Here is a 21,109-nt window from a genome sequence, read left to right as displayed (position 1 = left end):
CATGTCTCGGACTGCAAAAAAAATTACCATTCCAGTTAGTATCGGCTACGGACTAACGGATATTATGGGCGGCGGTGCATTTACCGTTATCGGCGCCTGGCTATTATTTTTCTATACTACATTTGTCGGGCTCTCTCCGGTTGAAGCGGCGTCTATTGTCGCCATCGCGCGTATTGTCGATGCTGTTGTAAGTTTGTTTATGGGGAGCTTCACGGACCATTTTTACAAAAACTATTTTGGTAAAAAATTTGGCCGTCGGCGCTTCTTTTTGCTCATCGGCGCACCGCTAATGCTGGTCTACGCGCTGCTGTGGCTTGACGGCATGACATACGGCTTTTATCTCGCGGTCTATCTGGCGTTTGAAATTATTGCCGCAATGGTGCTGATCCCCTGGGAAACGTTACCATCAGAAATGACGAAAGACTTTAACCAGCGGACCAAGCTCTCTACCTGCCGCATGTTTCTTTCGGCATCGGGGACGTTTCTGGCGACATTCATTCCCGGATTGCTGATTGGCTATTTCGGTGAAAACAGCGCCCATGCCTATCTCATTAACGGCGTTATTTTTGCCGTCCTGTTTATGGTGTGCGTATTTATCTCGTGGAAAGTGACCTGGGAGCGCGAGCTGACGCCGGAAATGCTCGCCGGGCTTGAAAAAAGCAGGCACCCGCAAACGGCACTGGAGAAGCTGGCCGCCTTTGGCCGTCTTTTTAAGGAGTATGGCTCAACCCTGAAAATTCGGGCCTTCAGAAAACATCTCGCCATCTATCTGCTGTCGTTTACCGGCAAAGACGTTTACAACACCGTGTTTGTCTTTTTCTGCGTCTATTGTCTGCATGTCTCATCCTCGCTGGCCGGCACGCTGCTGTCGATGAGCATCGTAGGGCTGCCCGTCACGTTAATCGCAGGCGTAGGGATCATCAAATATGGGCCATCGAAGCTGTACGTATTTGCCTATTCACTGATGCTGCTTTGTCTGGGTGGCTTCTTTGCCGTGTACCAGATCCCCGCGCTGAATACCGTCGCGACGCTGGTCATTCTGGCCGGAGTGTATCAGGTGGGGCGATGCGTGCTTGAATTTACGCCGTGGAACGTGTTTCCGTTCATTCCGGATATCGATGAGATGGTGAGCTGTCAGCGTCGTGAGGGGCTGTTTGCCGCGGTAATGACCTTCTCCCGGAAAACCACGGTCGCCATCGCCACCTTTATCGTGGGCCTTCTGCTACAAAGCGGCGGCTTTGTTAAAGGGAGCCTGACGCAGCCAGCGGAAGCCATCCACACCATCGCAATGCTTATGTTCATCGGTACCGCTGGCCTGCTTATTCTGGCCCTGTGGCAGGCCCTGACGTTCAACCTGAACAAGCGTACGCACAAAATCTTTGTGGATGAGCTCGATCGTCTGAAGGCAAACGGGTCTCCTCAGCGCGTATCCGCCGAGGCTCGCCGGGTCGTGGAAGATTTAACAGGCTACCCCTACGACAGGTTGTGGCGCGAGCCGACGGTCCGGCCTGGCGAGGAGCCGGTGCGCACCTCGGTATGATTTTGGTTTATATCTTTTGCCAGATGTCACACAACTTTATTTTTATATCACACCAGTTAGCCGAAAGTTAATGTAAATCAATGTTCACGGCAGCGTAACCAGTATGGTGATCGGCAAGACACAATAATGACGCTGCCATTCTAGTTGGTGTAGTCAACAGGCGCTGTTGCTCTCACGAAGAGCGGCAGCGGTTCTCAGCTTCCTTTATCAAACGAGTCACAATCATGGAAAACCGGTTATTACAGGCTAAAGCCACGCTTCCTCAGTACAATCGCGACGCGCTTCAGACCCGCATTGTTCACCTTGGATTCGGCGCGTTTCATCGCGCGCATCAGGCGGTGTATGCCGATATTCTTGCCGCCGATCGCGGCAGCGACTGGGGTTATTGTGAAATTAACCTGATTGGCGGCGAACAGCAGATAGCCGATCTTAAGGCGCAGGATAACCTCTATACCGTGGCAGAAATGTCTGCCGATGCGTGGACGGCACGCGTGGTTGGCGTCGTCAAAAGCGCGCTACATGCGCAGGTCGACGGGCTGGAAGCCGTGCTGGCGGCGCTGTGCGAGCCGCAGGTTGCCATCGTTTCACTGACCATCACCGAGAAAGGGTATTGCCACTCCCCGGCAACCGGAAAACTGATGCTCGATCATCCGTTAATCGTTGCAGACCTGCAAAACCCGCAGCAGCCCAAATCTGCACCTGGCGTCGTGGTTGAAGCGCTGGCGCGTCGTAAGGCAGCGGGATTACCGGCATTCAGCGTGATGTCATGCGATAACATGCCGGAGAACGGCCACGTGATGCGCAATGTTACCTGCGCCTACGCGCGCGCTGTTGATGGCGAGCTGGCAGACTGGATTGAAGCTAACGTCACCTTCCCGTCCACCATGGTGGATCGCATCGTGCCCGCCGTCACGGCCGATACGCTGGATAAAATCGAGCAGCTGACCGGCGTACGCGACCCGGCAGGCGTGGCCTGCGAGCCGTTCCGCCAGTGGGTCATTGAAGATAATTTCGTTGCCGGACGTCCGCAGTGGGAAGAGGCGGGGGCGGAGCTGGTTTCTGACGTTATTCCGTTTGAAGAGATGAAGCTGCGTATGCTAAATGGCAGCCACTCGTTCCTGGCGTATCTCGGGTATCTGGCGGGCTATCAGCACATTAACGACTGCATGGAAGACGAAAACTACCGCGCCGCCGCCCGCGCGCTGATGCTAAACGAGCAGGCCCCGACGCTGAAGGTGAAGGGCGTTGATTTAGCTCACTATGCCGACCTGCTGATCGCGCGCTACAGCAATCCGGCGCTGCGTCACCGCACCTGGCAAATCGCCATGGACGGCAGCCAGAAACTGCCGCAGCGCATGCTGGATCCCGTGCGCTGGCACCTGGTTCACCAGACGCCTTTCCCGCTGCTGGCGCTGGGCGTGGCGGGCTGGATGCGTTATGTCGGCGGGGTGGATGAGCAGGGTAACGCCATTGAGGTGAGCGACCCGCAGCTGGCGGCGATACAGGCGGCGGTAAACGGCAGCGCCGAGGGCGAAAGCCGCGTTAACGCGCTGTTGGGCATTGAGTCTGTTTTTGGCAACGAACTGCCGCAGGACGCCGTTTTTGTGGGGGCTGTTATGCAGGCCTATCAAACGTTACTGCAAAAAGGGGCGAAAGCCACGGTTGCTGAGTACGCCGCCCGGCTTTAATGCTATGACATGCCGCCGTTCGCGGCGGCATGTCGGGGCATAGCTTAGTGCATCCCCAGGCGAATCAGCTCAATCGGCTCGAACTTACCTTCGCATCCTTCCACTTCAACCGTTTTGCTACGACGCACCTGCTCGGCGTTAAGGCCGTCGCTGTGGATCGCTTTAATCACGCCGAACTGGCCCGTACCGCTAATCATGACGCGGCTGCCGGTGGTGATTGCATTTCGGTTACGGTCGTATGTCATCATGGTATTTTCTCCTCTCTCACTTATCCGTTACGGCGCTATTTCAGCGGCTGCCGTTCACGGGGCACTATTAATACGCCTCTCTTCGCCAAAATTATTTGTTTTTGATCAAGCTCACACTTTTTTCTTATTTGAGGGCGGCATTGACGGTTCAGCACATCCCTTTACAAAGCGGACAGTTCTTTTACGAAACTGATAGTTTCGACGCGTAAGCGTTTAGGGTTCGTTTATATCCGTAATGCCATTCTTGAAGCAGGAAATAACCCTTCACCGGAAAAGGAGTCAGGCTTATGTACAAGAAAATTTTGATGCCTGTTGACGTGTTTGAAATGGATTTAAGCGACAAAGCGGTACGCCACGCGGTCAACCTCGCGAAGGCGGAAGGTGCGACAATTACGCTGGTCAACATTCTGCCCAACAGCAGCCGTTCGCTACTTCGGGGCTTCAACGCGGATATTAAGAAGTTCGAAGAGTATATGACCGCCGAGTCCGACAAGAAAATGAAGGCGTTGAAACGCCTGTTTGATATGGCCCCGGAGAATATTGATTGCGAGGTACGCTTCGGCAACGTACGCGACGAAATAATCAAGCTCAGCAAAGAGGGGGAATATGACGTCATCGTCATCGGGTCAAAAAATCCGAGCATCACGACGCATTTGCTTGGTTCAAATGCCGAAACTATCCTGCGTTACGCCACTATTCCGGTATTAGTGGTCCGTTAAACGCGTCGCCGCAACCGAAAGGGGGCGGCGAGGCTTTATTCTTCGCTAAACCACTCGCTGTTTTCCTGACGAATTAACTGTACCGACTCGCTAATTTCCTGGAGGTGCAGCGTCATCGCTTTTTCTACGGCCTCCGCGTCGCGTTTTTCCAGCGCGCTGAAAATATCGTGATGCTGGCGCAGCAGCATTTCTGGCGGAGACACGTGGTCGAGGCTCATATAGCGCACGCGGTCAATGGTGGCTTTAATATTCTCGACGGTATCCCAGGCTAACTGGCACTCGGCAATCTGCGCCAGCTTCTGATGAAATTCATCGTCCAGCTGGAAAAAGTCATTTAGCTGTTTGCGATCGATGGCAATACGTTGCTGATGCAGGTTTTGCTCCAGCAGGTAGCACTGGTTGTCGTTGATGAGCGTCGCGGCGCGGCGCACAACGGCGCACTCGATGGCCTGGCGTACGAAACAGCCGTTACGCACCTGCGAAAGCGAAATTTTATTGACGTAGCTGCCGCGCTGAGGGCGGATCTGAATCAGGCCGTTTTCCGCAAGCTTAATAAACGCCTCGCGCACGGGCTGACGGGAAACGTCAAAACGCACCGAAACCTCTTTTTCTGAGAGCGGCGTACCCGGCGGGATCAGGCAGCGAACAATATCGCGTCGTAATATGCGATAAATTTGCTGATTAACGGGCTGGGTAGGATTAAGTTGCGATTCAGCGGCCATGGATTATGATTTCTCAGAGAGTTAACCTGAACATACTACCATTCTTTTGCATGCCGTCACATACCCGGCCCGCAGGCCGGGAAGGGCAGTTTAGCCGCGATGCACGTTCAGTCCGGCATAGCTTTGGCTAACCGGCATCATTTCAACGGTATTGATGTTGACGTGCTTCGGCAGGGTGGCGACCCACCACACGGTTTCGGTGATGTCTTCCGGCGTAAGCGCGTTGGCATTTTCATAGGTTTTATCCGCCTTCGCGTCATCGCCCTTGAAGCGCACGTTGGAGAACTCGGTTCCGCCCACCAGGCCTGGTTCAACGTCGGTCACGCGGATGGCGGTGCCGTGCAGGTCGGTGCGCAGGTTCAGGCTGAACTGGCGGACGAAGGCTTTGGTTGCGCCATACACGTTGCCGCCCGCGTAAGGCCAGCTGCCGGCGGTAGAACCGATGTTAATGATGTGCCCACGGTTGCGCTCAACCATGCCCGGCAGCACGGCGCGGGTCATGTACACCAGCCCTTTGTTGTTGGTGTCGATCATGTTTTCCCAGTCTTCCACGCTGGCTTTATGAGCAGGCTCCATGCCCAGCGCCAGGCCGGCGTTATTGACCAGAACATCAATTTCGCGCCATTCGGCAGGCAGGTGAGCAATCATCTCTTCAATGGCGGCGCGGTTGCGCACGTCCAGCTGTGCGGTCAGGATGCTGTCGCCCAGCTCGTCCTTCAGCTCCTGAAGGCGCTCCTGACGACGGCCCGTTGCAATCACTTTGTGTCCGTTGGCGACGAAGCGACGCGTGATGCTTTCACCAAAACCCGCTGTCGCCCCGGTAACTAAAATAATCATCTCACTGTTCCTCAACGCTTTTTGTGTGGTACTAACATAGCACGCTCTCCGGCACGTCGTTAAGGCAACATTTGTATGACATCGTTGCAGGCCAGCGCTGGCTGGCCTACTCTGGGGAGAAATACCGTGCTCAGGAGTAAACGATGTCGGTCAACAATCCGTTTTTTGAAAGTAGCCTGTTGCCCTATCAGGCACCACGTTTTGATGCGATCAACGACAGCCACTATCGTCCGGCCTTTGATGAGGCAATGCGCCTTAAGCGCGCGGAAATTGACGCGATCATCGCGCAGAGCGCCGCGCCGGACTTCGATAACACCGTGCTCGCGCTGGAAAAAAGCGGGGCCATGCTGTCGCGCGTCAGCAGCGTGTTTTTCGCCATGACGTCCGCACACACCAACGATGACCTCCAGGCGCTGGACGAGCAGTTCTCGGCCGAACTGGCCGGTCTGGCGAACGATATCTGGCTTAACGATACGCTTTTCGCCCGCGTGGAAGCCGTCTGGCAGGATCGCGACGCGCTGGACGCCGAATCCCGCCGCCTGGTAGAGGAGACGTATCAGCACTTTGTTCTCGCGGGCGCGCGCCTGAATGCCGATGAAAAAGCAGAGCTGAAAGCCCTGAATACCGAATCTGCCACCCTGACCAGCCAGTTCAACCAGCGCCTGTTGGCCGCGAACAGGGCGGGAGGGCTGGTGGTGGACGATGTTCGCCAGCTTGATGGACTCAGCGCGGAGGAGATTGCCACCGCGGCCCACGCTGCCGCGGAAAAAGGGCTGAAGGATCGCTGGCTGATCCCGCTTTTGAATACCACGCAACAGCCTGCGCTGGCGGCGTTGGCGCAGCGCGAGACGCGAAAAAAGTTATTTTATGCGGGCTGGGAACGCACTCAGCAAGGCGACGAAAACGATACGCGCGGCCCGATCAGTCGGCTGACCGCCTTACGGGCAAGGCAGGCGCAGCTGCTCGGTTTTGAAAACTATGCCAGCTGGAGTATTGCCGATCAGATGGCGAAAACGCCGGACGCCGCGCTCGGGTTTATGCGCGGGATTGTCCCCGCGGCGCGCAGCAGGGCCGCGCTGGAGCAGGCGGATATTCAGAAGGTGATTGACGACGAGCAGGGGGGCTTTGCGGTGCAGGCCTGGGACTGGGCATATTATGCCGAACGCGTGCGCTCGGTAAAATATGCGCTGGACGAGTCGCAAATCAAACCCTATTTCGCGCTCAATACGGTGCTGGAAGAGGGCGTGTTCTGGACCGCCACGCAGCTGTTCGGCATCCGTTTTGTCGAGCGTTTTGATATACCGGTTTACCACCCGGACGTTCGCGTGTGGGAGATTTTCGATTGCACCGGTGAAGGCATGGCGCTGTTTTACGGCGATTTCTTCGCGCGTGATTCCAAAGCGGGCGGCGCGTGGATGGGGAATTTCGTTGAGCAGTCTTACGAATTTGCCGCGCGCCCGGTTATCTACAACGTCTGCAACTATCAAAAACCAGCCAGCGGGCAGACCGCGCTGCTCTCCTGGGATGATGTGATTACCCTGTTCCACGAGTTTGGCCACACGCTGCATGGCCTGTTTGCCAGCCAGCGGTATGCCACGCTTTCCGGTACCAATACGCCGCGTGATTTCGTTGAATTTCCGTCGCAGATCAATGAACACTGGGCCAGCCATCCGCAGGTATTCGCGCACTTTGCCCGTCACTATCAAACCGGTGAGCCAATGCCGGATGCGCTGCGGGAAAAAATGCTCAACGCGACCCAGTTTAACAAGGGTTATGACATGACGGAGCTGCTGAGCGCCGCGCTGCTGGATATGAACTGGCACGGCATTCAGGAGCCGGTGGAGGACGTTGTTGCCTTCGAAGCCGCCGCGTTGAAAAAAGAGGGGCTGGATCTACCTGCCGTACCGCCGCGCTATCGCAGCAGCTACTTCGCCCATATCTTCGGCGGCGGCTACGCGGCGGGCTATTACGCCTACCTGTGGACGCAGATGCTGGCGGACGATGGCTACCAGTGGTTTGTCGAGCAGGGCGGCCTGACGCGTGAAAACGGACAGAAATTCCGCGAGGCGATTTTGTCGCGCGGCAACAGCACTGATTTAGCTGAACTTTACCGGAACTGGCGCGGGCACGATCCGAAGATCGAACCGATGCTGGAGAATCGTGGATTGAGTGAGTAAAGGCATTACTGGCTGAAGACAGAACCGGGCGTGAAGCCCGGTTTATTGCCTGAAATTGTTTTAACCGAGAAGACAATAAGGATAGAAACATTCGGCTTTGGAGATAAATCATGGAGATTGTCCAACCTGTCTGGCCTGCTGCGGTCTATTTTATTGTGTCTGTTGCAGTTTTTTTCTTGCGTTACCTGGGGAAGTTAAAAGTTAACAGGCTCCATAAATACCCGCCATTTATTGCCTATATGGTGTTCGTTATTGCTATGGCAACCGTTCAGATAAATATCTTTGCAAATGGCCACGAATTTTTCAGAGGGTTTTTACATATTGACTTTGACCCTTATCGATATGACTCGGTGTATTGGGGATCGTTGTTTTTCGCCATGCTTTACTTACTGGCGATACCACGGAACACGTTTTAGGATAACGTATTTGTTTCACCATAGAGTCAGGTACGGGAACAGAGCCAGCGAGAATAAACCGGCTTTACCCATGAGTAACATTGACTGGGAAAGTGAATGCGGCATAATTTATTCTTGTGGTGAATGTTTTGTGCCAAAGGGCGTTCCAGGCAACTGCCCTCTGCGGGTATGCGCATGTCTTTGCTGACTCGGGCAACGACACCGGGAGACACCACATTCTGTCTGCAAAATGTTGTCCCATTGGAAGGGGTTGAAGTGTTTAAGTTTAATTCATCTGTATTCGTTTTTTTTCTTCTGTCAGGCTGTAGTTCCGATCTGGTTCTTAGCCCTCCTGAACAACCTGAATATAAATCAATGCCTGAAATAACCCAGTCTGTGACGCCATCACAACAGCGTGCCATTATGGCTGGTGAGAGGCCCGACTGGTCAGAAAGGGCACCAGTCAACACAATGAAGCGATATTAATAAACATCTGTCCCACCTTTATTTGACGTCGATGACAGGGAAACTCCGGCATACGCTATAGCGGGTTTCCTTGTCACTAAACGCCTGTTACTCATGCGTCAGCCACATGTCTGACTCTTCAAACATTTCCTCAAGCATACGGTTCAGCTTTTCCCGGTCGCTTTTGCTGGCATCGCTATTCAGGCCGTTCGCCTGCATCGGCTTAACCTTGACGCTGGCATCAGGAAAAATCCGGTGCACGCGTTTTGTCAGTTCAGCCAGAATTATCTCCCTGGCTCCCTCCAGCCCCTGTACGTTGCGCTTGTCATAAACCAGTTCAACAAACATCTTTTTTCCTTATGAATATTAATTATGCGATTCAGTCTGAACGTAAAAATACTACTGTATATTGGTACAGTCAAACGACATTCCGGCTAAAGAAGTGCCATGCCGTCCTTCAGCTTGTCGCGTTGATGACAATCTATTCATTTAGTCTTTAAAACGAGCAGTCGAAGCGTTTAAGCGTAAAATTTACAAAAACCATAATTCGAAGCCAGAGAGAAACTTACAAGCGAAACGGTGAAGGTTTAAACAGTCGCTGCGGTTCAGCTACCTTGCGCGTGCTCCAAAACAAAACTACTGTATATAAAAACAGTAGCAGAGGTATGCGTAATGGAATTTATCAGACCTGCAGAACTGCGTGAGATTATCGCGCTTCCACTTTTCAGCGATTTAGTTCAGTGCGGATTCCCAAGCCCGGCTGCCGACTATGTGGAACAGCGCATCGATCTGAATGAGCTTCTCGTTGCTCATCCCAGCTCGACGTATTTCGTGAAAGCCGCGGGTGATTCGATGATTGAGGGGGGAATAAGCGACGGCGATTTGCTGGTGGTGGATAGCTCCCGAACGGCCGAGCACGGAGATATCGTCATCGCCGCGGTGGAAGGGGAATTTACCGTTAAGCGCCTGCAGCTGCGGCCTACCGTTCAGCTCAATCCGATGAACAGCGCTTATTCGCCGATTATCGTTGGCAGCGAAGATACGCTGGACGTCTTCGGCGTGGTTACATTTATTGTTAAATCGGCCAGCTGATATGTTTGCGCTCTGTGATGTGAACTCATTCTACTCATCATGCGAGACGGTATTCAGGCCAGATTTGAAAGGCCGACCGGTGGTTGTCCTCTCAAATAACGACGGTTGTGTGATAGCGCGCAGCGCAGAGGCCAAAGCCGCTGGCGTGACGATGGGTGCACCATACTTTAAGCAGAAGGAGTTGTTCCGGCGCGCCGGCGTGGTTTGCTTCAGCAGCAACTACGAACTTTACGCTGACATGTCCAACCGGGTAATGACCACGCTGGAAGAAATAAGCCCTCGCGTCGAAATATATTCCATTGACGAGGCCTTTTGTGACCTCACCGGGGTTCGAAACTGCCGGGATCTGACTGACTTTGGCAAGGAGATCCGCGACACGGTTTTGAAGCGTACGCACCTGAGGGTTGGCGTTGGCATCGCCCAGACGAAGACGCTGGCGAAGCTGGCAAATCACGCGGCGAAGAAATGGCAGCACCAGACGGGTGGGGTAGTGGATTTATCCAATATCGACCGCCAGCGCCGGCTGTTGGCTATCGTGCCGGTAGAGGACGTGTGGGGCGTGGGCAGGCGCATCAGCAAGAGGCTCAACGCGATGGGCATCAAAACGGCGCTGGATCTCTCAGAGCAGAGCACGTGGATTATCCGCAAGCACTTCAATGTGGTGCTGGAGCGAACGGTCCGGGAGCTTCGCGGCGAGCCATGCCTCGAGCTGGAAGAGTTTGCACCGACAAAGCAGGAGATCGTCTGTAGCCGGTCATTCGGTGAGCGCGCCACAGAATACGAGCAGGTGCGTCAGGCTATATGCAGCTATGCGGCCCGCGGCGCTGAGAAGTTACGCGGCGAGCACCAGTATTGCCGCTTTATCTCGGCGTTCGTTAAGACCTCCCCATTCGCGCTGAACGAGCCCTATTACGGCAAGAGTGCCTCAATGACGCTTCTCACGCCCACTCAGGATTCCCGCGACATTATCAACGCTGCCGTAAAGTGCCTCGATAAAATCTGGAAGGAGGGCCACCGCTACCAGAAAGCCGGCATTATGCTCGGGGACTTCTTCAGCCAGGGCGTTGCCCAGCTCAATTTGTTTGACAACAGCGCGCCGCGTGCCGGAAGCGAAAAGCTGATGGAAGTGCTGGATCGTCTGAACGCGAAGGATGGAAAGGGTACGCTTTACTTTGCCGGGCAGGGCATACAGCAGCAATGGCAGATGAAGCGTGAAATGCTTTCGCCGCGATACACGACCCGCTATTCAGATTTACTGAGGATTCGATGAATGTTAATGGCTGTTTTAGTCTGCTTTGTGCCAATGACGGACGTTGGTTCTTTCCAAAGCGCCGTAGAACGATTCTTTTGAATTAATGATTTAGAGTAAATATGCTCACATTGATTGTCTTAACCATTCACCGTGCGTAAGAGAAAAAAGCAGACTCGGCGGCGCGTCTTTCACATCATGAATCTCTTTGATGTATTGCAACCCAGCTTTTTGAAGGACTTTCTGCGATGCCACGTGGTTACCTCTCACTACGGCAGATATCTCGGTTAGCTTTAATTCACAAAATCCATATCTGACAGAGCTTTTCGAAAACTCTGTCGCCAGACCTTTTCCCCATGCCTCGGTGGCGAAACGATACCCTAAATTATTAATTAATAAATTCGCATAACTGCTGATACTCAGACCGCCAAAACCGATGATTCTTTCCGGGCTATCCTTCAAAGAAATTGCCCAGTTTCCAAAATTGTGAGTTTCCCAGTGGTTAATCCAGCGAGCTAAAACAGTTTGTGCGTGCTGTATGTCAGGATACGGCCCTGCAGGGTTAAAGGTGTTCGTAGCCGGGTCACCATAAATTCTGAAAAGATCATCCAGGTCAGATTCAGTTACGGGACGAAGATACAGTCGGGTGGGTTGAAGTTGCAAAACTACTTCCTAAATAAAGAGTCATTAGCAAAGTTGGATATCTGTTTTTATAGTAAGGAAAAAGTAGGTTCGCAACATCTCACGCATCATTTACTTTACAGGTCTGTTGGCAAAAATTTCGATGCTGGATACAGATTTGAATATCGCTATGTCCGCAGATCGCCCAGAGTGGAACTCCAACCCAGTTACCGTGTCCGCTCCCTGCCAGAAGAGGACATTGTTAACGTGGAGTTTGTGCCTAAGAGGGGGTGAGGACCGGGTTATTGATATGAGATTGTGTCCCGTAACTATTTTTGTATAAATCAACATTGTTATAACTGTGCAAAAATACTCTCAAGCGATAAGTGACGTCCTGAAAACGCTCAATGCTCAACCAAAAATCACGTTTTGGAAATGATTCCTAAAGCGCTTTTTAGTGTGTAGGGAGGTTAAGGGACACAGCCTAGCGTCGGCTGTTGCCGTCTTGACGATAGTTGAGGTATGTTATATAGAAATCGTTGTTAGGAAAGTCTATTTATTGCACTATACAAAACATTTAATGGTGGATGTGATGATTGGAGATATCTTTCTTGTTCGTGGTGGCAGCAAATCTTCAACTGCGATAGTTAATGCTCAAAAAATATTATACCCAAAGGCACAATCAAGCCATGTCGAATTCTATCTGGGTGATGGTTCTATCATTCATTCAACCGGTGATAATGGTGTGCACTTGGCTTTTTTGCTTGATGAGCTTAAAGATATAAAAGATGAGTGGAAAGTTATAAGGTTACTGGGGTTGACAGAGCAAGATACCGAAAATCTTGCTAAGGCTGCTCTTTATTTTCTTCGCCAAGAGTATAATGTAAAGTATATGATGGAAGGTGTTGATAATAAATCCTTCTGCTCAGAGTTAATTGCTAAAATATACATGAAGGCTAATATAAAAATCCTTAACGGAAAAGACCCTAGTAAGGTTGCTCCAGCTCATTTTGATAAGGAAGCGGATCAGTTAGGTCTATGGGAGGATGTTACAAGTGAATATCACCAAATTATAAAAAAAATTAAAGAAAATGAGTTTGAGTATCGCTTTATCCACAATGCAATTAAAGATTCTTTAGCAAAAAGACACATTTTAAGTCAGATGCGTAAAGATTTAAGTGAAGCAGCCACTATAATATCGGCGGAGACTGGGAGTGAAGGCGTCTCAAAATTATTTGATAAAGTGAAGAGGGAGTTGAGTGAATCTAGAACTCTTGATTTTTGGGATGAAAATGACACGTTACCATATAAGAAATATTAGACATATCTGCAACGGTGACTTAGGATTAAGCTAATGATTTTTACAACTTGAAATCCAGATCTCTAGAAGTATTGTGAGCTACCTAACCCAGTAAGGAATTAAAATGGATCTTTTCAAAGTAATTAAAATAGAAGTCCCAATTTGTGACGAGTTCAAATCAATACTTGAAGATCCATATTACCAACCTGTCCATAAAGTTCTGCAGGGATGGGGAGAAGGCCTGTTGGGAAGGGCTGGGGAGTAGCGTAAATTTATTGTCGAATTCCAGACCACATTTAACTCATCGTTTTGGGAGCTGTATCTTAACAAAGTATTCATGGAGCTGGGATATTCAGTCGATTATACAAAAGACAGACCTGATTTCTGCGTGACTACACCCGGGGGGCATCAGTTCAATGTCGAAGCAGTAATATCTGATAGAAGTAAGGTTTTAACTAAAGACGAGGAGGAAATGGATGAGGAAACCTATGCTCAGCATTCCACTATCAAACTAATAGGCAAGTTAAAAGATAAGAAAGATCTTTTTACAGGCAGTGAGAAGAAAAAGAATTCTTACTCTTCACTGGAGCATGTGAAAGGTAATCCCTTTGTTATCGCCATTGCCCCGTTTGATAGCAGGATGTCTTTGTCCCAAAATAATACGATGATTAATCGGGTGTTGTTTGGAATAGAGGTGCCTGACATGAATGATTTTACTGTAGGTAAACAGAGAACAGTAAGTTCAATTTTCAAGCCCAATGGTGCAAAGATTGAAGTCGGAATCTTTACGAATGATTCCTATAAAGAGATCAGTGCGGTAATATTCTCCACTACTGGTACGCTTGGTAAAGCCTTGATCGAAAGTGGTACTGGGCGGCTAGTAAGATCTACTCGTTTTAAAACGATGGGAATGAACGAATTCATATCTAAGGAAGGTATGAAAAATAAAGGTCGGCAGGTTCATAGGCTCAGTCGGTATAATTACCTGATCACCAATCGGATATTACATGATGACCTGGTTTTTGGCTCAGATACAAGTGTTTGCCATTCCTCAGATTGGATAGAAACGCATTTAGACGGTTTACACATCTACTACAACCCGTTCGCCACAACTCCATTAGACCCCAAAATATTCAAAGCGAAAGAAATTACTCATAACTTTTATGATATCGATCGACAAGTGCCAGACATGCAACATCCTGACGGGGCTTTAGTCTCTAGGCAAGTATATGAACCCACAAAGCAATGCTTGGACTTTTTAGTGGCTACAAACTGTCCTGAGTTTATTACTGATATCAAGTGGTAATTTCATTGCTACTGATCACCAAGGCACTTTAAAACCACTGTTTTCAGGTTTATTTACTACAGGCATAACGTCCGCTCCTCGCTCACAACGGACACTAAACCTACCAAGGGAAGTCCACAGGCCTTCCCCCTTCTAACTTACAACCACGCACCGATTTTTACATTAGGGATTTATCATCATTGCCAGTTGCATTGTTAATGAAGTCCGCCACCCTGTCCATGACCCGAGCGAACCGCGTCGGGTCGCTGGCAAACATTAGCAGTATCTCCCCCATATCCGCCTGTGCCATTGAACCAGACGCAAATGAAAGCAGCGGTAGGTAAGTGATTAACAAAACGATTTTTGCTCATCCTGAAGCGCTCACTGCTGCTTAGTTACACATTAATACCCGGATTAAAACGGCTGTGTTTGTAAAATAAACTCATTTGTAATATTGTAAGTTACATGAAAAGAGACAGTAAATTTTCCGGCATTCTGCACGTACTCCTGCATATGGCTGCAAACCCAGAGCCAGTCACCTCAGATGTGCTATCACACATTATGCAAACCAATCCAGTTGTTATCCGGAGGACACTGGCGGGTTTGCGTAAAAAAGGCTACGTCAGCTCAGAGAAAGGTTCAGGTGGCGGATGGAAACTGACTGCTGAACTTTCGCAGATCAATTTAGCCGGGATATGGCATGCGATTGGAGAGTCGCCATTGATAGCCCTGAATCACCGGACAGAATCACCGGGTTGCAGGGTTGAAACTGCGGTCAACTGTTTGATTACTGACGTTTGCGAAGAAGCACAGGCGTTAATTCTATCCCGTCTGGAAAACATCACGCTTGAACAACTTGTCGACAATCTTCAACTGCTTAGCGCTGAGCGTTTTATCTGCCCCACCTTCAATAAGGAACGACCCGATGGCGAATAATACGAATGACATCTTTAACCAGGAATTCTCCAGACGTTATGACGAATATAACGAGCCTCTGAATGCTGTATCCAACAATCTGCGTTTCCTGATTTCAGTTCTGCTTCGGCATCTTCCTGTGAATGCTCGAATACTGTGTGTGGGGGTAGGAACCGGTACTGAAATAAGCAGCCTGGCTCGTCAACATTCTGGATGGTCTTTTACCGGCATTGATCCTTCACCTGATATGCTGGCCGTCTGCGCAGAGAAAATGCATCAGGAAGGGTGTTATGATCGATGTACCTTGATTGAAGGCTATCTGTCAGATGTCCCGGCCACCGGGCATTTCGACGCTGTGCTTTGCCTGCTGGTAACGCACTTTATTCAGGATCACCGTCGGCTCGATATTTACGAGCAAATGAATGCACAGTTGGTTACTGGCGGCAGTATGATCGTGGCTGAAATTGCAGGCGATATGGATTCCAGTGACTTTGACGAAATGCTGGCCGCTTGGGCAGGTTTGCACTCCGGCGCCAGCAATATTGAACGTGATCCTGAAGAGATCCGCAGCCAGATGATCGAACGCCTGCTTCTGCTGCCACCGGCACAAACGGAACGGCTTATATCAGAAGCTGGATTCAGCTCTGTGCAACAGTTTTTCCAGTCACTGTTAATTCGTGGATGGGTTGCAAGAAAGCCTGTTTCCTGAAACAGGAGTAACCCTGAACAGGATGTAAATTGAAGACATGGCCAAATGCTCAGCCCCATAACGATCAACTTACACAACGTAATTAACGGATCAGTTTCTGGTCCGCTTCTCGCTCTTACTGGATGTTCTTAGTCAGTGATAGCAGCACGACTGAAAGGGACTCTGGATTTCACCATTCGATGGAATCTGAGGACGTTACCGTTACCAATGCAGATGACCAAACGTTTCTTCACCCCAAATCCCGCGCTTCCCTCCCTTACCCTTAAAGGCCTTTAAAGGCCCTTTAGCGAGCTTTTGTTTATGCTTATGAGGCTTGGCTCAATCGCAAAGTTGAATCGCCACAGTTTCGGTAGGCATCCTTTAAGTTGGCATATAAATCAAATGCCAACTTCCGCTGTTCGCTCACATCAGACTTCCAAAACATGCACAATGAGCCTGCTATCGGCCTTTCATATGGTGGTATGGGTAACGGGCGGATGGTAACTGTATGCATCACGCCAGGAGGGAAAGCTGCGTGTTATAAGCAAGCATTACGCGCAACGAAGTGAATGGCATAACTTGAATCAGGGGTACCCTCTGGCAAAGCCAGGCAGAAAGTCGTTGTAGTTCTCAGTTTCGGTGAAACTGTATGACAAAATCACTGGGCATTATCCGAACATAAAACTCTATCCGTAAACTGGAATCATTACTCCAGCAGGCCAAAAATGATCAGACGCGCGAGAGGGCGATCATCAAAAAGGATTGCTGTGTACTGCTACTCCTTAAAGCGTCTATACAGCAAACGAAAACTCGTTTAATACCATACTTACGATGATGGGCTGGTCACTCAGCTCGCAGAACGACGATGCCCGGTTTCGCGCGCATATATTCCAGAAACGCCGAATCCACCACTTTTCTGTTTGCGGCCAGCGAGGAGGCATTTCTGAACCATACCCGACCGTCGTGGCGGACTACTATCCCCACATGCGAAACGTCCAGCCCCTCAAGCGGAGAATAGACGCCGACATAATCTCCGGTTTTCAAGCGGTCCAGCACCTGCAGAGTGATGGCGTTTCCAGGAATATAATTAATTTTACGGGGATGTATGCCCAGGCCGGAGATGTACTCACCCCCATCCGGTTTGCGGTTAAGCTGCTTGTCGACGACAGCATAGTCAGGGCTTATCTCCGGCGTAACGTCCCGGGCATTGCGTGGTTGCGTGGCGAACCAGTCAGAGAAGAAGTGCCGGCGGCTGAGATAGTCAACATTCCCCTGGGTGTAACGAACCTCCGCCAGATTATGCAGAAATGTTGTCTTGTCATGGCTGCGCGTCAGCGCCTCGACGTAATCTGCCAACGTAAAGCAGTCCACGCCGTTGAAATTCGCGACAAGCGCTTCGGGAGTGTCGGGCCCTCCGATGAGCGTGTCAGCCTGGTAAGGCGTACCGAGAAAAGCAGCCGACACGCGGCTGATAATTTCCCCGTGTTTTTGACCTGAAGAAGGGATGACGTCCGACCGGATTATCCGGCTGACTTTTTCCGCCGTCACGCTGTCCATGATGGTCTGATATTTCTCTGTACGGGGTGTGGCACAGGAAGTCAGACATACCGACATCAGTAAAACTGTCCATGCTTTTACGTTCACAATCATATTCCTTAAAGGTGCAGGTGAGATTTTTACCTTTAAGAAAGACGAACGTAATTGATATAAAAAACCGCTACTGGTTGATTCCCGATTGAAAAATCAGGAACTGGAAAGTGAAAAATGTGAAGGCCATCATACGACCTGACTCAGCAGGGTTATCGTGTGGGGGCCGATCGCTCGGTGATGTCTGAATGCAAATGGTTGTCGGACATTTTGTCGATTCCGGCGCAGAACCCCTGGCTGGCGGCGGTTTACTGGCGGCTACGTAATTGATTGCGGGGTGGAGGAGCCCGATTACGCTTTTCGACAAATAGCGCAGCGCGTTTACCTCCGGTAAATACTGGCGATGTTACGATGATGCCTGATTCAATGTTTTATCGTTATGGAAAACCTGCGCCATGTTAATAAAATCCCCACCCCGTCGCGTATTGGCCTGTGCTGCGGCTCTGCTAATTGTTTTTAGCATCGCCTTGTTCTTCTTCCTGAAAAGCCCACAGGTTCCTGATTATGTTACCGCTCCAGTACGCCTCGGCGATATTGAAAACGCCGTACTTGCTACCGGTCGGATTGATGCGATTGAGCGGGTCAACGTTGGGGCACAGGTTTCTGGCCAGGTTAAGTCGCTGAAAGTGAAGTTAGGCGATCGCGTCACGAAAGGACAGCTAATTGCTGAAATTGATGACGTACCGCAGCGTAATGATTTACGCAACGCCGAGGCCGCTCTCAACGTGGTCAAAGCAGAGCTTCAGGCTAAGCAGGCGCAGTTGAAGCAAGCCTCTTTGCGTTTTAAGCGCCAGCGCCAGATGCTAAACGAGGATGCCAGCTCGAGGGAAGATTTCGAAACGGCTGAAACCACGCTGGCGACTACTCGCGCTGAGCTATCGGCATTGAACGCCAAACTCGTCCAGTCGCAAATTGATGTCGATAAGAAAAAGGTCGATCTGGGTTATACAAAAGTTGTTGCTCCAATGGACGGCATTGTTATTGCCGTTGTCACCCAACAGGGCCAAACGGTTAACTCCAGCCAAAGTGCGCCGACCATTATCAAACTCGCTCGTCTGGACGTTATGACAATTAAAGCCCAGATCTCTGAGGCGGATATCACGCGAATTTCACCGGGACAGAAAGCCAGATTCACCATTTTTTCGGAGCCGGATAAGCATTATGACGCCACGTTACGTACCGTTGAACTGGCACCTGAGTCGGTTATGAAAGATGATACCCTGGCCAGCAGTAGCTCAGCCTCGGGGTCAGGCACGTCAAATGCTTCGGTGTACTACAACGCGCTGCTGGATGTTCCCAATCCAGAAAACCGTCTGCGAATTGCCATGACAGCACAGGTGTCCTTGCTGTCTGGAGAAGCTAAAAATACGTTGCTGGTGCCGATTCAGGCTGTTCACAAAGTTAATGGCAACAAGCAGCAGGTGCAGGTATTAACCAGTGATAACCGGCTGGAAACCCGCGAGGTCAAAACCGGCATTACTAACAGTGTGGATATTCAGGTCCTGGAAGGTTTAAACGTTGGGGAACATGTTGTGTTATCGCAGCCGGGTGAAAAAGCGCCCGGGGAAGGGTTTGTATCTTGAGTAATATCATAGAACTCAAGGGCATCAGCCGCACCTACAGGAACGGTGGACAGGATCTCACCGTGCTAAAAGGGATTGATTTGACTATCGCAGCAGGGGAGATGGTAGCGATCATCGGCGCCTCCGGTTCCGGTAAGTCAACCCTGATGAATATTATGGGCTGTCTCGATGTCCCTGATTGTGGCGACTACTATATCAGCGGTCAAAATGCCGCCCAGCTTTCACCTGACGATCTGGCAAGGATCCGTCGGGAGCACATCGGCTTTATCTTCCAGCGTTATCATTTAATGCCCGACCTGAGCGCGTTAAGTAACGTTGAAATTCCGGCGATTTATGCCAATAGTGAGCGCGAAAAGCGCCGTCTGCGCGCGGCTACTCTGCTTGGTAGACTCGGGCTGGAAGGGCGTGAACATCATAAGCCGGGAGAGCTTTCAGGCGGCCAGCAGCAGCGTGTCAGTATTGCCCGTTCGCTGATCAACGGCGGTGAAATCATTCTGGCGGATGAACCAACCGGCGCGCTGGATACGCAGTCCGGTCAGGAAGTGCTGTCAATACTCAGTGAACTGAATCAGCGTGGCCATACCGTGGTTATGGTGACGCATGATATGAAGGTAGCGCAGCATGCTAACCGTATTATTGAGCTGCGTGACGGTGAAATTATTTCTGATACCGGTAGTCGAGTTACTTCCGGGGTTGCCCTTACACCACCAGACAGCGTTCAGCAGAGCTGGTGGCAAAGTATTTTTGACCGTACCCGTGAATCCCTGCACATGGCGTTAAAAGCGATGAATGCGCATCGCCTGCGTACGACGTTAACCATGACGGGCATTATTTTTGGTATCGCCGCGGTTGTTACGGTCGTGGCGCTGGGTGAAGGCGCGAAACAGCGAACCCTTGAGAATATCAAGGAGCTTGGAACCAACGTGGTGAGCATCTACCCGGGAAGGGATTTCTTTGACGACAGCACCGAAGGCATTCGTACGCTGGTCCCGGCAGACGCCGAAGCATTAGCAAAGCAGGGGTTTGTTGACAGCGTCAGCCCCGAAGTTAACGCTTCAGACAACATTCGCTTTCTCGGTAAATCCGCTACCGCCACGATCAATGGCGTTGGGCGCGATCATTTTCGCGTAAACGGTATTGAACTGATGCAGGGATCAACTTTCCGGGACGATCGAAATGCCTTGCAGGAGGTCATCATTGATGAAAACGCCCGCAAGGCGTTATTTGACGATGCAGGACTAAAGGCACTTGGGCAAATCGTTTTTCTGGGTTCAGTGCCTGCACGGGTTGTCGGCATCGCCAAAGGGAACAGCCGAAGCTATGCGCCTAATCGCATAAACGTCTGGATGCCTTACAGCACGGTGATGTACCGAATGACAGGAAAACCGGTGTTGACCAGCATCAGCGTAAGGCTTAAGGATGATGTTGCCAACGAGGCTGCGGTTAGCGCTATTTCTCAGCTTCTGACCCAACGCCACGGCGTGAAAGACTTCCAGCTTTATAATTACGAGCAGATTCGACAATCAATCGAACGGACCTCAATGACCTTTAGCATCTTGATTCTGATGGTGGCCTGCATCTCGCTGATGATTGGCAGTATTGGGGTGATGAATATCATGCTGGTGTCGGTCACTGAACGGACCCATGAGATTGGTGTGCGAATGGCGGTCGGTGCGCGTCAGGGCGATATCATGCAGCAGTTTATGATTGAGGCTGTGCTGGTATGTCTAATAGGCGGAGCGTTAGGTATTGCCCTGTCGTATGCCGCCGGAGCGCTGTTCACCGCGCTGGCAGGCGGCATTTTCACCGCCATTTATTCGTGGCAGGCCGCTGCTGCCGCCTTCTTCTGCTCAACGTTAATCGGCATGATCTTTGGTTATCTCCCTGCCCGTAAGGCAGCAAGGATGGATCCGGTCGTTTCACTGGCCAGCGAGTAAC

At 50.8% G+C, this 21,109-nt stretch carries 19 protein-coding genes and 1 pseudogene; 14 read left to right on the top strand and 6 right to left on the bottom strand.

Going from position 1 to position 21,109, the window contains the following annotated elements; genetic code table 11:
• Position 1: 1 nt before the first annotated feature.
• Both MOQ06_RS11235 and MOQ06_RS11230 read left to right on the top strand, forming a co-directional pair.
• Entirely contained in the window at positions 2-1,540 is a 1,539-nt protein-coding gene (locus MOQ06_RS11235) for an MFS transporter (protein WP_242172974.1), read from the top strand.
• 224 nt (positions 1,541-1,764) lie between these two features.
• Positions 1,765-3,228, top strand: coding sequence for a mannitol dehydrogenase family protein (locus MOQ06_RS11230; RefSeq protein WP_242172972.1), 1,464 nt, complete (start codon positions 1,765-1,767; stop codon positions 3,226-3,228).
• A gap of 44 nt (positions 3,229-3,272) precedes the next feature.
• Here MOQ06_RS11230 and ydfZ read toward each other — a convergent pair whose 3' ends face one another.
• Positions 3,273-3,476, bottom strand: a complete 204-nt coding sequence (ydfZ, locus tag MOQ06_RS11225) for a putative selenium delivery protein YdfZ (protein ID WP_148421092.1) — start codon at positions 3,474-3,476, stop codon at positions 3,273-3,275.
• A gap of 287 nt (positions 3,477-3,763) precedes the next feature.
• On the opposite strand from ydfZ, the gene MOQ06_RS11220 reads away from it, so the two are divergent.
• Entirely contained in the window at positions 3,764-4,195 is a 432-nt protein-coding gene (locus MOQ06_RS11220) for a universal stress protein (protein WP_148421095.1), read from the top strand.
• A 35-nt stretch (positions 4,196-4,230) separates the two neighbouring features.
• Here MOQ06_RS11220 and MOQ06_RS11215 read toward each other — a convergent pair whose 3' ends face one another.
• Both MOQ06_RS11215 and ydfG read right to left on the bottom strand, forming a co-directional pair.
• Positions 4,231-4,917, bottom strand: a complete 687-nt coding sequence (locus MOQ06_RS11215; protein WP_176610443.1) for a GntR family transcriptional regulator — start codon at positions 4,915-4,917, stop codon at positions 4,231-4,233.
• A gap of 90 nt (positions 4,918-5,007) precedes the next feature.
• Positions 5,008-5,754 carry a bifunctional NADP-dependent 3-hydroxy acid dehydrogenase/3-hydroxypropionate dehydrogenase YdfG gene (ydfG, locus tag MOQ06_RS11210; RefSeq protein WP_148421099.1) on the bottom strand — a complete coding sequence of 249 codons (747 nt, stop codon included), beginning with the start codon at positions 5,752-5,754 and terminating at the stop codon, positions 5,008-5,010.
• Between the two features lie 143 nt (positions 5,755-5,897).
• On the opposite strand from ydfG, the gene dcp reads away from it, so the two are divergent.
• Positions 5,898-7,931: a peptidyl-dipeptidase Dcp gene (dcp, locus tag MOQ06_RS11205; protein WP_242172969.1), complete on the top strand. Its 2,034-nt coding sequence runs from the start codon at positions 5,898-5,900 to the stop codon at positions 7,929-7,931.
• 110 nt (positions 7,932-8,041) lie between these two features.
• On the top strand, positions 8,042-8,347 hold the full coding sequence (locus MOQ06_RS11200) for a hypothetical protein (protein ID WP_242172966.1): 306 nt from the start codon (positions 8,042-8,044) through the stop codon (positions 8,345-8,347).
• Between the two features lie 552 nt (positions 8,348-8,899).
• Here the strand turns inward: MOQ06_RS11200 and MOQ06_RS11195 are convergent.
• On the bottom strand, positions 8,900-9,139 hold the full coding sequence (locus tag MOQ06_RS11195; RefSeq protein ID WP_148419412.1) for a DinI family protein: 240 nt from the start codon (positions 9,137-9,139) through the stop codon (positions 8,900-8,902).
• Positions 9,140-9,463: 324 nt separating this feature from the next.
• On the opposite strand from MOQ06_RS11195, the gene MOQ06_RS11190 reads away from it, so the two are divergent.
• Together MOQ06_RS11190 and MOQ06_RS11185 are read left to right on the top strand one after the other, a co-directional pair.
• Positions 9,464-9,883 (top strand): translesion error-prone DNA polymerase V autoproteolytic subunit, encoded by a 420-nt coding sequence (locus MOQ06_RS11190; protein WP_148419413.1) that lies wholly within the window; start codon positions 9,464-9,466, stop codon positions 9,881-9,883.
• 1 nt (position 9,884) lies between these two features.
• Positions 9,885-11,153, top strand: coding sequence for a Y-family DNA polymerase (locus MOQ06_RS11185; RefSeq protein WP_242172963.1), 1,269 nt, complete (start codon positions 9,885-9,887; stop codon positions 11,151-11,153).
• 105 nt (positions 11,154-11,258) lie between these two features.
• On the opposite strand, the gene MOQ06_RS11180 is transcribed toward MOQ06_RS11185, so the two are convergent.
• Complete coding sequence (locus MOQ06_RS11180) at positions 11,259-11,795, bottom strand: GNAT family N-acetyltransferase (protein ID WP_242172960.1); 537 nt, start codon at positions 11,793-11,795, stop codon at positions 11,259-11,261.
• 550 nt (positions 11,796-12,345) lie between these two features.
• Here MOQ06_RS11180 and MOQ06_RS11175 point away from each other — a divergent pair.
• The 5 genes and pseudogenes from MOQ06_RS11175 to MOQ06_RS11155 form a co-directional block, all read left to right on the top strand.
• Complete coding sequence (locus tag MOQ06_RS11175) at positions 12,346-13,074, top strand: YiiX/YebB-like N1pC/P60 family cysteine hydrolase (protein ID WP_242172958.1); 729 nt, start codon at positions 12,346-12,348, stop codon at positions 13,072-13,074.
• 316 nt (positions 13,075-13,390) lie between these two features.
• Positions 13,391-14,359 carry a hypothetical protein gene (locus MOQ06_RS11170; RefSeq protein ID WP_242172957.1) on the top strand — a complete coding sequence of 323 codons (969 nt, stop codon included), beginning with the start codon at positions 13,391-13,393 and terminating at the stop codon, positions 14,357-14,359.
• Positions 14,360-14,803: 444 nt separating this feature from the next.
• Positions 14,804-15,274 (top strand): Rrf2 family transcriptional regulator, encoded by a 471-nt coding sequence (locus tag MOQ06_RS11165; protein ID WP_242172955.1) that lies wholly within the window; start codon positions 14,804-14,806, stop codon positions 15,272-15,274.
• A complete protein-coding gene (locus MOQ06_RS11160) occupies positions 15,264-15,962 on the top strand; it encodes a class I SAM-dependent methyltransferase (RefSeq protein ID WP_242172953.1) in 699 nt (232 codons plus the stop codon). Before MOQ06_RS11165 ends, MOQ06_RS11160 begins: the two co-directional genes overlap by 11 nt.
• 429 nt (positions 15,963-16,391) lie before the next feature.
• Positions 16,392-16,637, top strand: a pseudogene (locus MOQ06_RS11155) (IS1 family transposase); the annotation flags it as partial.
• Positions 16,638-16,784: 147 nt separating this feature from the next.
• Here the strand turns inward: MOQ06_RS11155 and MOQ06_RS11150 are convergent.
• On the bottom strand, positions 16,785-17,591 hold the full coding sequence (locus tag MOQ06_RS11150; protein WP_148419417.1) for a DUF1460 domain-containing protein: 807 nt from the start codon (positions 17,589-17,591) through the stop codon (positions 16,785-16,787).
• Between the two features lie 392 nt (positions 17,592-17,983).
• On the opposite strand from MOQ06_RS11150, the gene MOQ06_RS11145 reads away from it, so the two are divergent.
• Positions 17,984-19,171: an efflux RND transporter periplasmic adaptor subunit gene (locus MOQ06_RS11145; RefSeq protein WP_193356124.1), complete on the top strand. Its 1,188-nt coding sequence runs from the start codon at positions 17,984-17,986 to the stop codon at positions 19,169-19,171.
• Positions 19,168-21,108 carry a MacB family efflux pump subunit gene (locus MOQ06_RS11140; RefSeq protein ID WP_148419419.1) on the top strand — a complete coding sequence of 647 codons (1,941 nt, stop codon included), beginning with the start codon at positions 19,168-19,170 and terminating at the stop codon, positions 21,106-21,108. The genes MOQ06_RS11145 and MOQ06_RS11140 overlap by 4 nt, the downstream gene beginning before the upstream one ends.
• The last annotated feature ends 1 nt before the right edge of the window (position 21,109 follow it).

The sequence above is a fragment of the Enterobacter sp. I4 genome (assembly GCF_022669095.1).
GTDB classification, from domain to species: Bacteria; Pseudomonadota; Gammaproteobacteria; order Enterobacterales; family Enterobacteriaceae; genus Enterobacter; species Enterobacter pasteurii.
The sequence above is the reverse complement of the archived record's forward strand: the minus strand, read 5'-3'. Positions and strand labels throughout refer to the sequence as shown.

Coding starts and splice junctions, on each gene's coding strand:
- MOQ06_RS11235 (WP_242172974.1), top strand. CDS start 2: ATGTCTCGGACTGCAAAAAAAATTACCATTCCAGTTAGTATCGGCTAC.
- MOQ06_RS11230 (WP_242172972.1), top strand. CDS start 1,765: ATGGAAAACCGGTTATTACAGGCTAAAGCCACGCTTCCTCAGTACAAT.
- ydfZ (WP_148421092.1), bottom strand. CDS start 3,476: ATGATGACATACGACCGTAACCGAAATGCAATCACCACCGGCAGCCGC.
- MOQ06_RS11220 (WP_148421095.1), top strand. CDS start 3,764: ATGTACAAGAAAATTTTGATGCCTGTTGACGTGTTTGAAATGGATTTA.
- MOQ06_RS11215 (WP_176610443.1), bottom strand. CDS start 4,917: ATGGCCGCTGAATCGCAACTTAATCCTACCCAGCCCGTTAATCAGCAA.
- ydfG (WP_148421099.1), bottom strand. CDS start 5,754: ATGATTATTTTAGTTACCGGGGCGACAGCGGGTTTTGGTGAAAGCATC.
- dcp (WP_242172969.1), top strand. CDS start 5,898: ATGTCGGTCAACAATCCGTTTTTTGAAAGTAGCCTGTTGCCCTATCAG.
- MOQ06_RS11200 (WP_242172966.1), top strand. CDS start 8,042: ATGGAGATTGTCCAACCTGTCTGGCCTGCTGCGGTCTATTTTATTGTG.
- MOQ06_RS11195 (WP_148419412.1), bottom strand. CDS start 9,139: ATGTTTGTTGAACTGGTTTATGACAAGCGCAACGTACAGGGGCTGGAG.
- MOQ06_RS11190 (WP_148419413.1), top strand. CDS start 9,464: ATGGAATTTATCAGACCTGCAGAACTGCGTGAGATTATCGCGCTTCCA.
- MOQ06_RS11185 (WP_242172963.1), top strand. CDS start 9,885: ATGTTTGCGCTCTGTGATGTGAACTCATTCTACTCATCATGCGAGACG.
- MOQ06_RS11175 (WP_242172958.1), top strand. CDS start 12,346: ATGATTGGAGATATCTTTCTTGTTCGTGGTGGCAGCAAATCTTCAACT.
- MOQ06_RS11170 (WP_242172957.1), top strand. CDS start 13,391: ATGGAGCTGGGATATTCAGTCGATTATACAAAAGACAGACCTGATTTC.
- MOQ06_RS11165 (WP_242172955.1), top strand. CDS start 14,804: ATGAAAAGAGACAGTAAATTTTCCGGCATTCTGCACGTACTCCTGCAT.
- MOQ06_RS11160 (WP_242172953.1), top strand. CDS start 15,264: ATGGCGAATAATACGAATGACATCTTTAACCAGGAATTCTCCAGACGT.
- MOQ06_RS11150 (WP_148419417.1), bottom strand. CDS start 17,591: ATGATTGTGAACGTAAAAGCATGGACAGTTTTACTGATGTCGGTATGT.
- MOQ06_RS11145 (WP_193356124.1), top strand. CDS start 17,984: ATGTTAATAAAATCCCCACCCCGTCGCGTATTGGCCTGTGCTGCGGCT.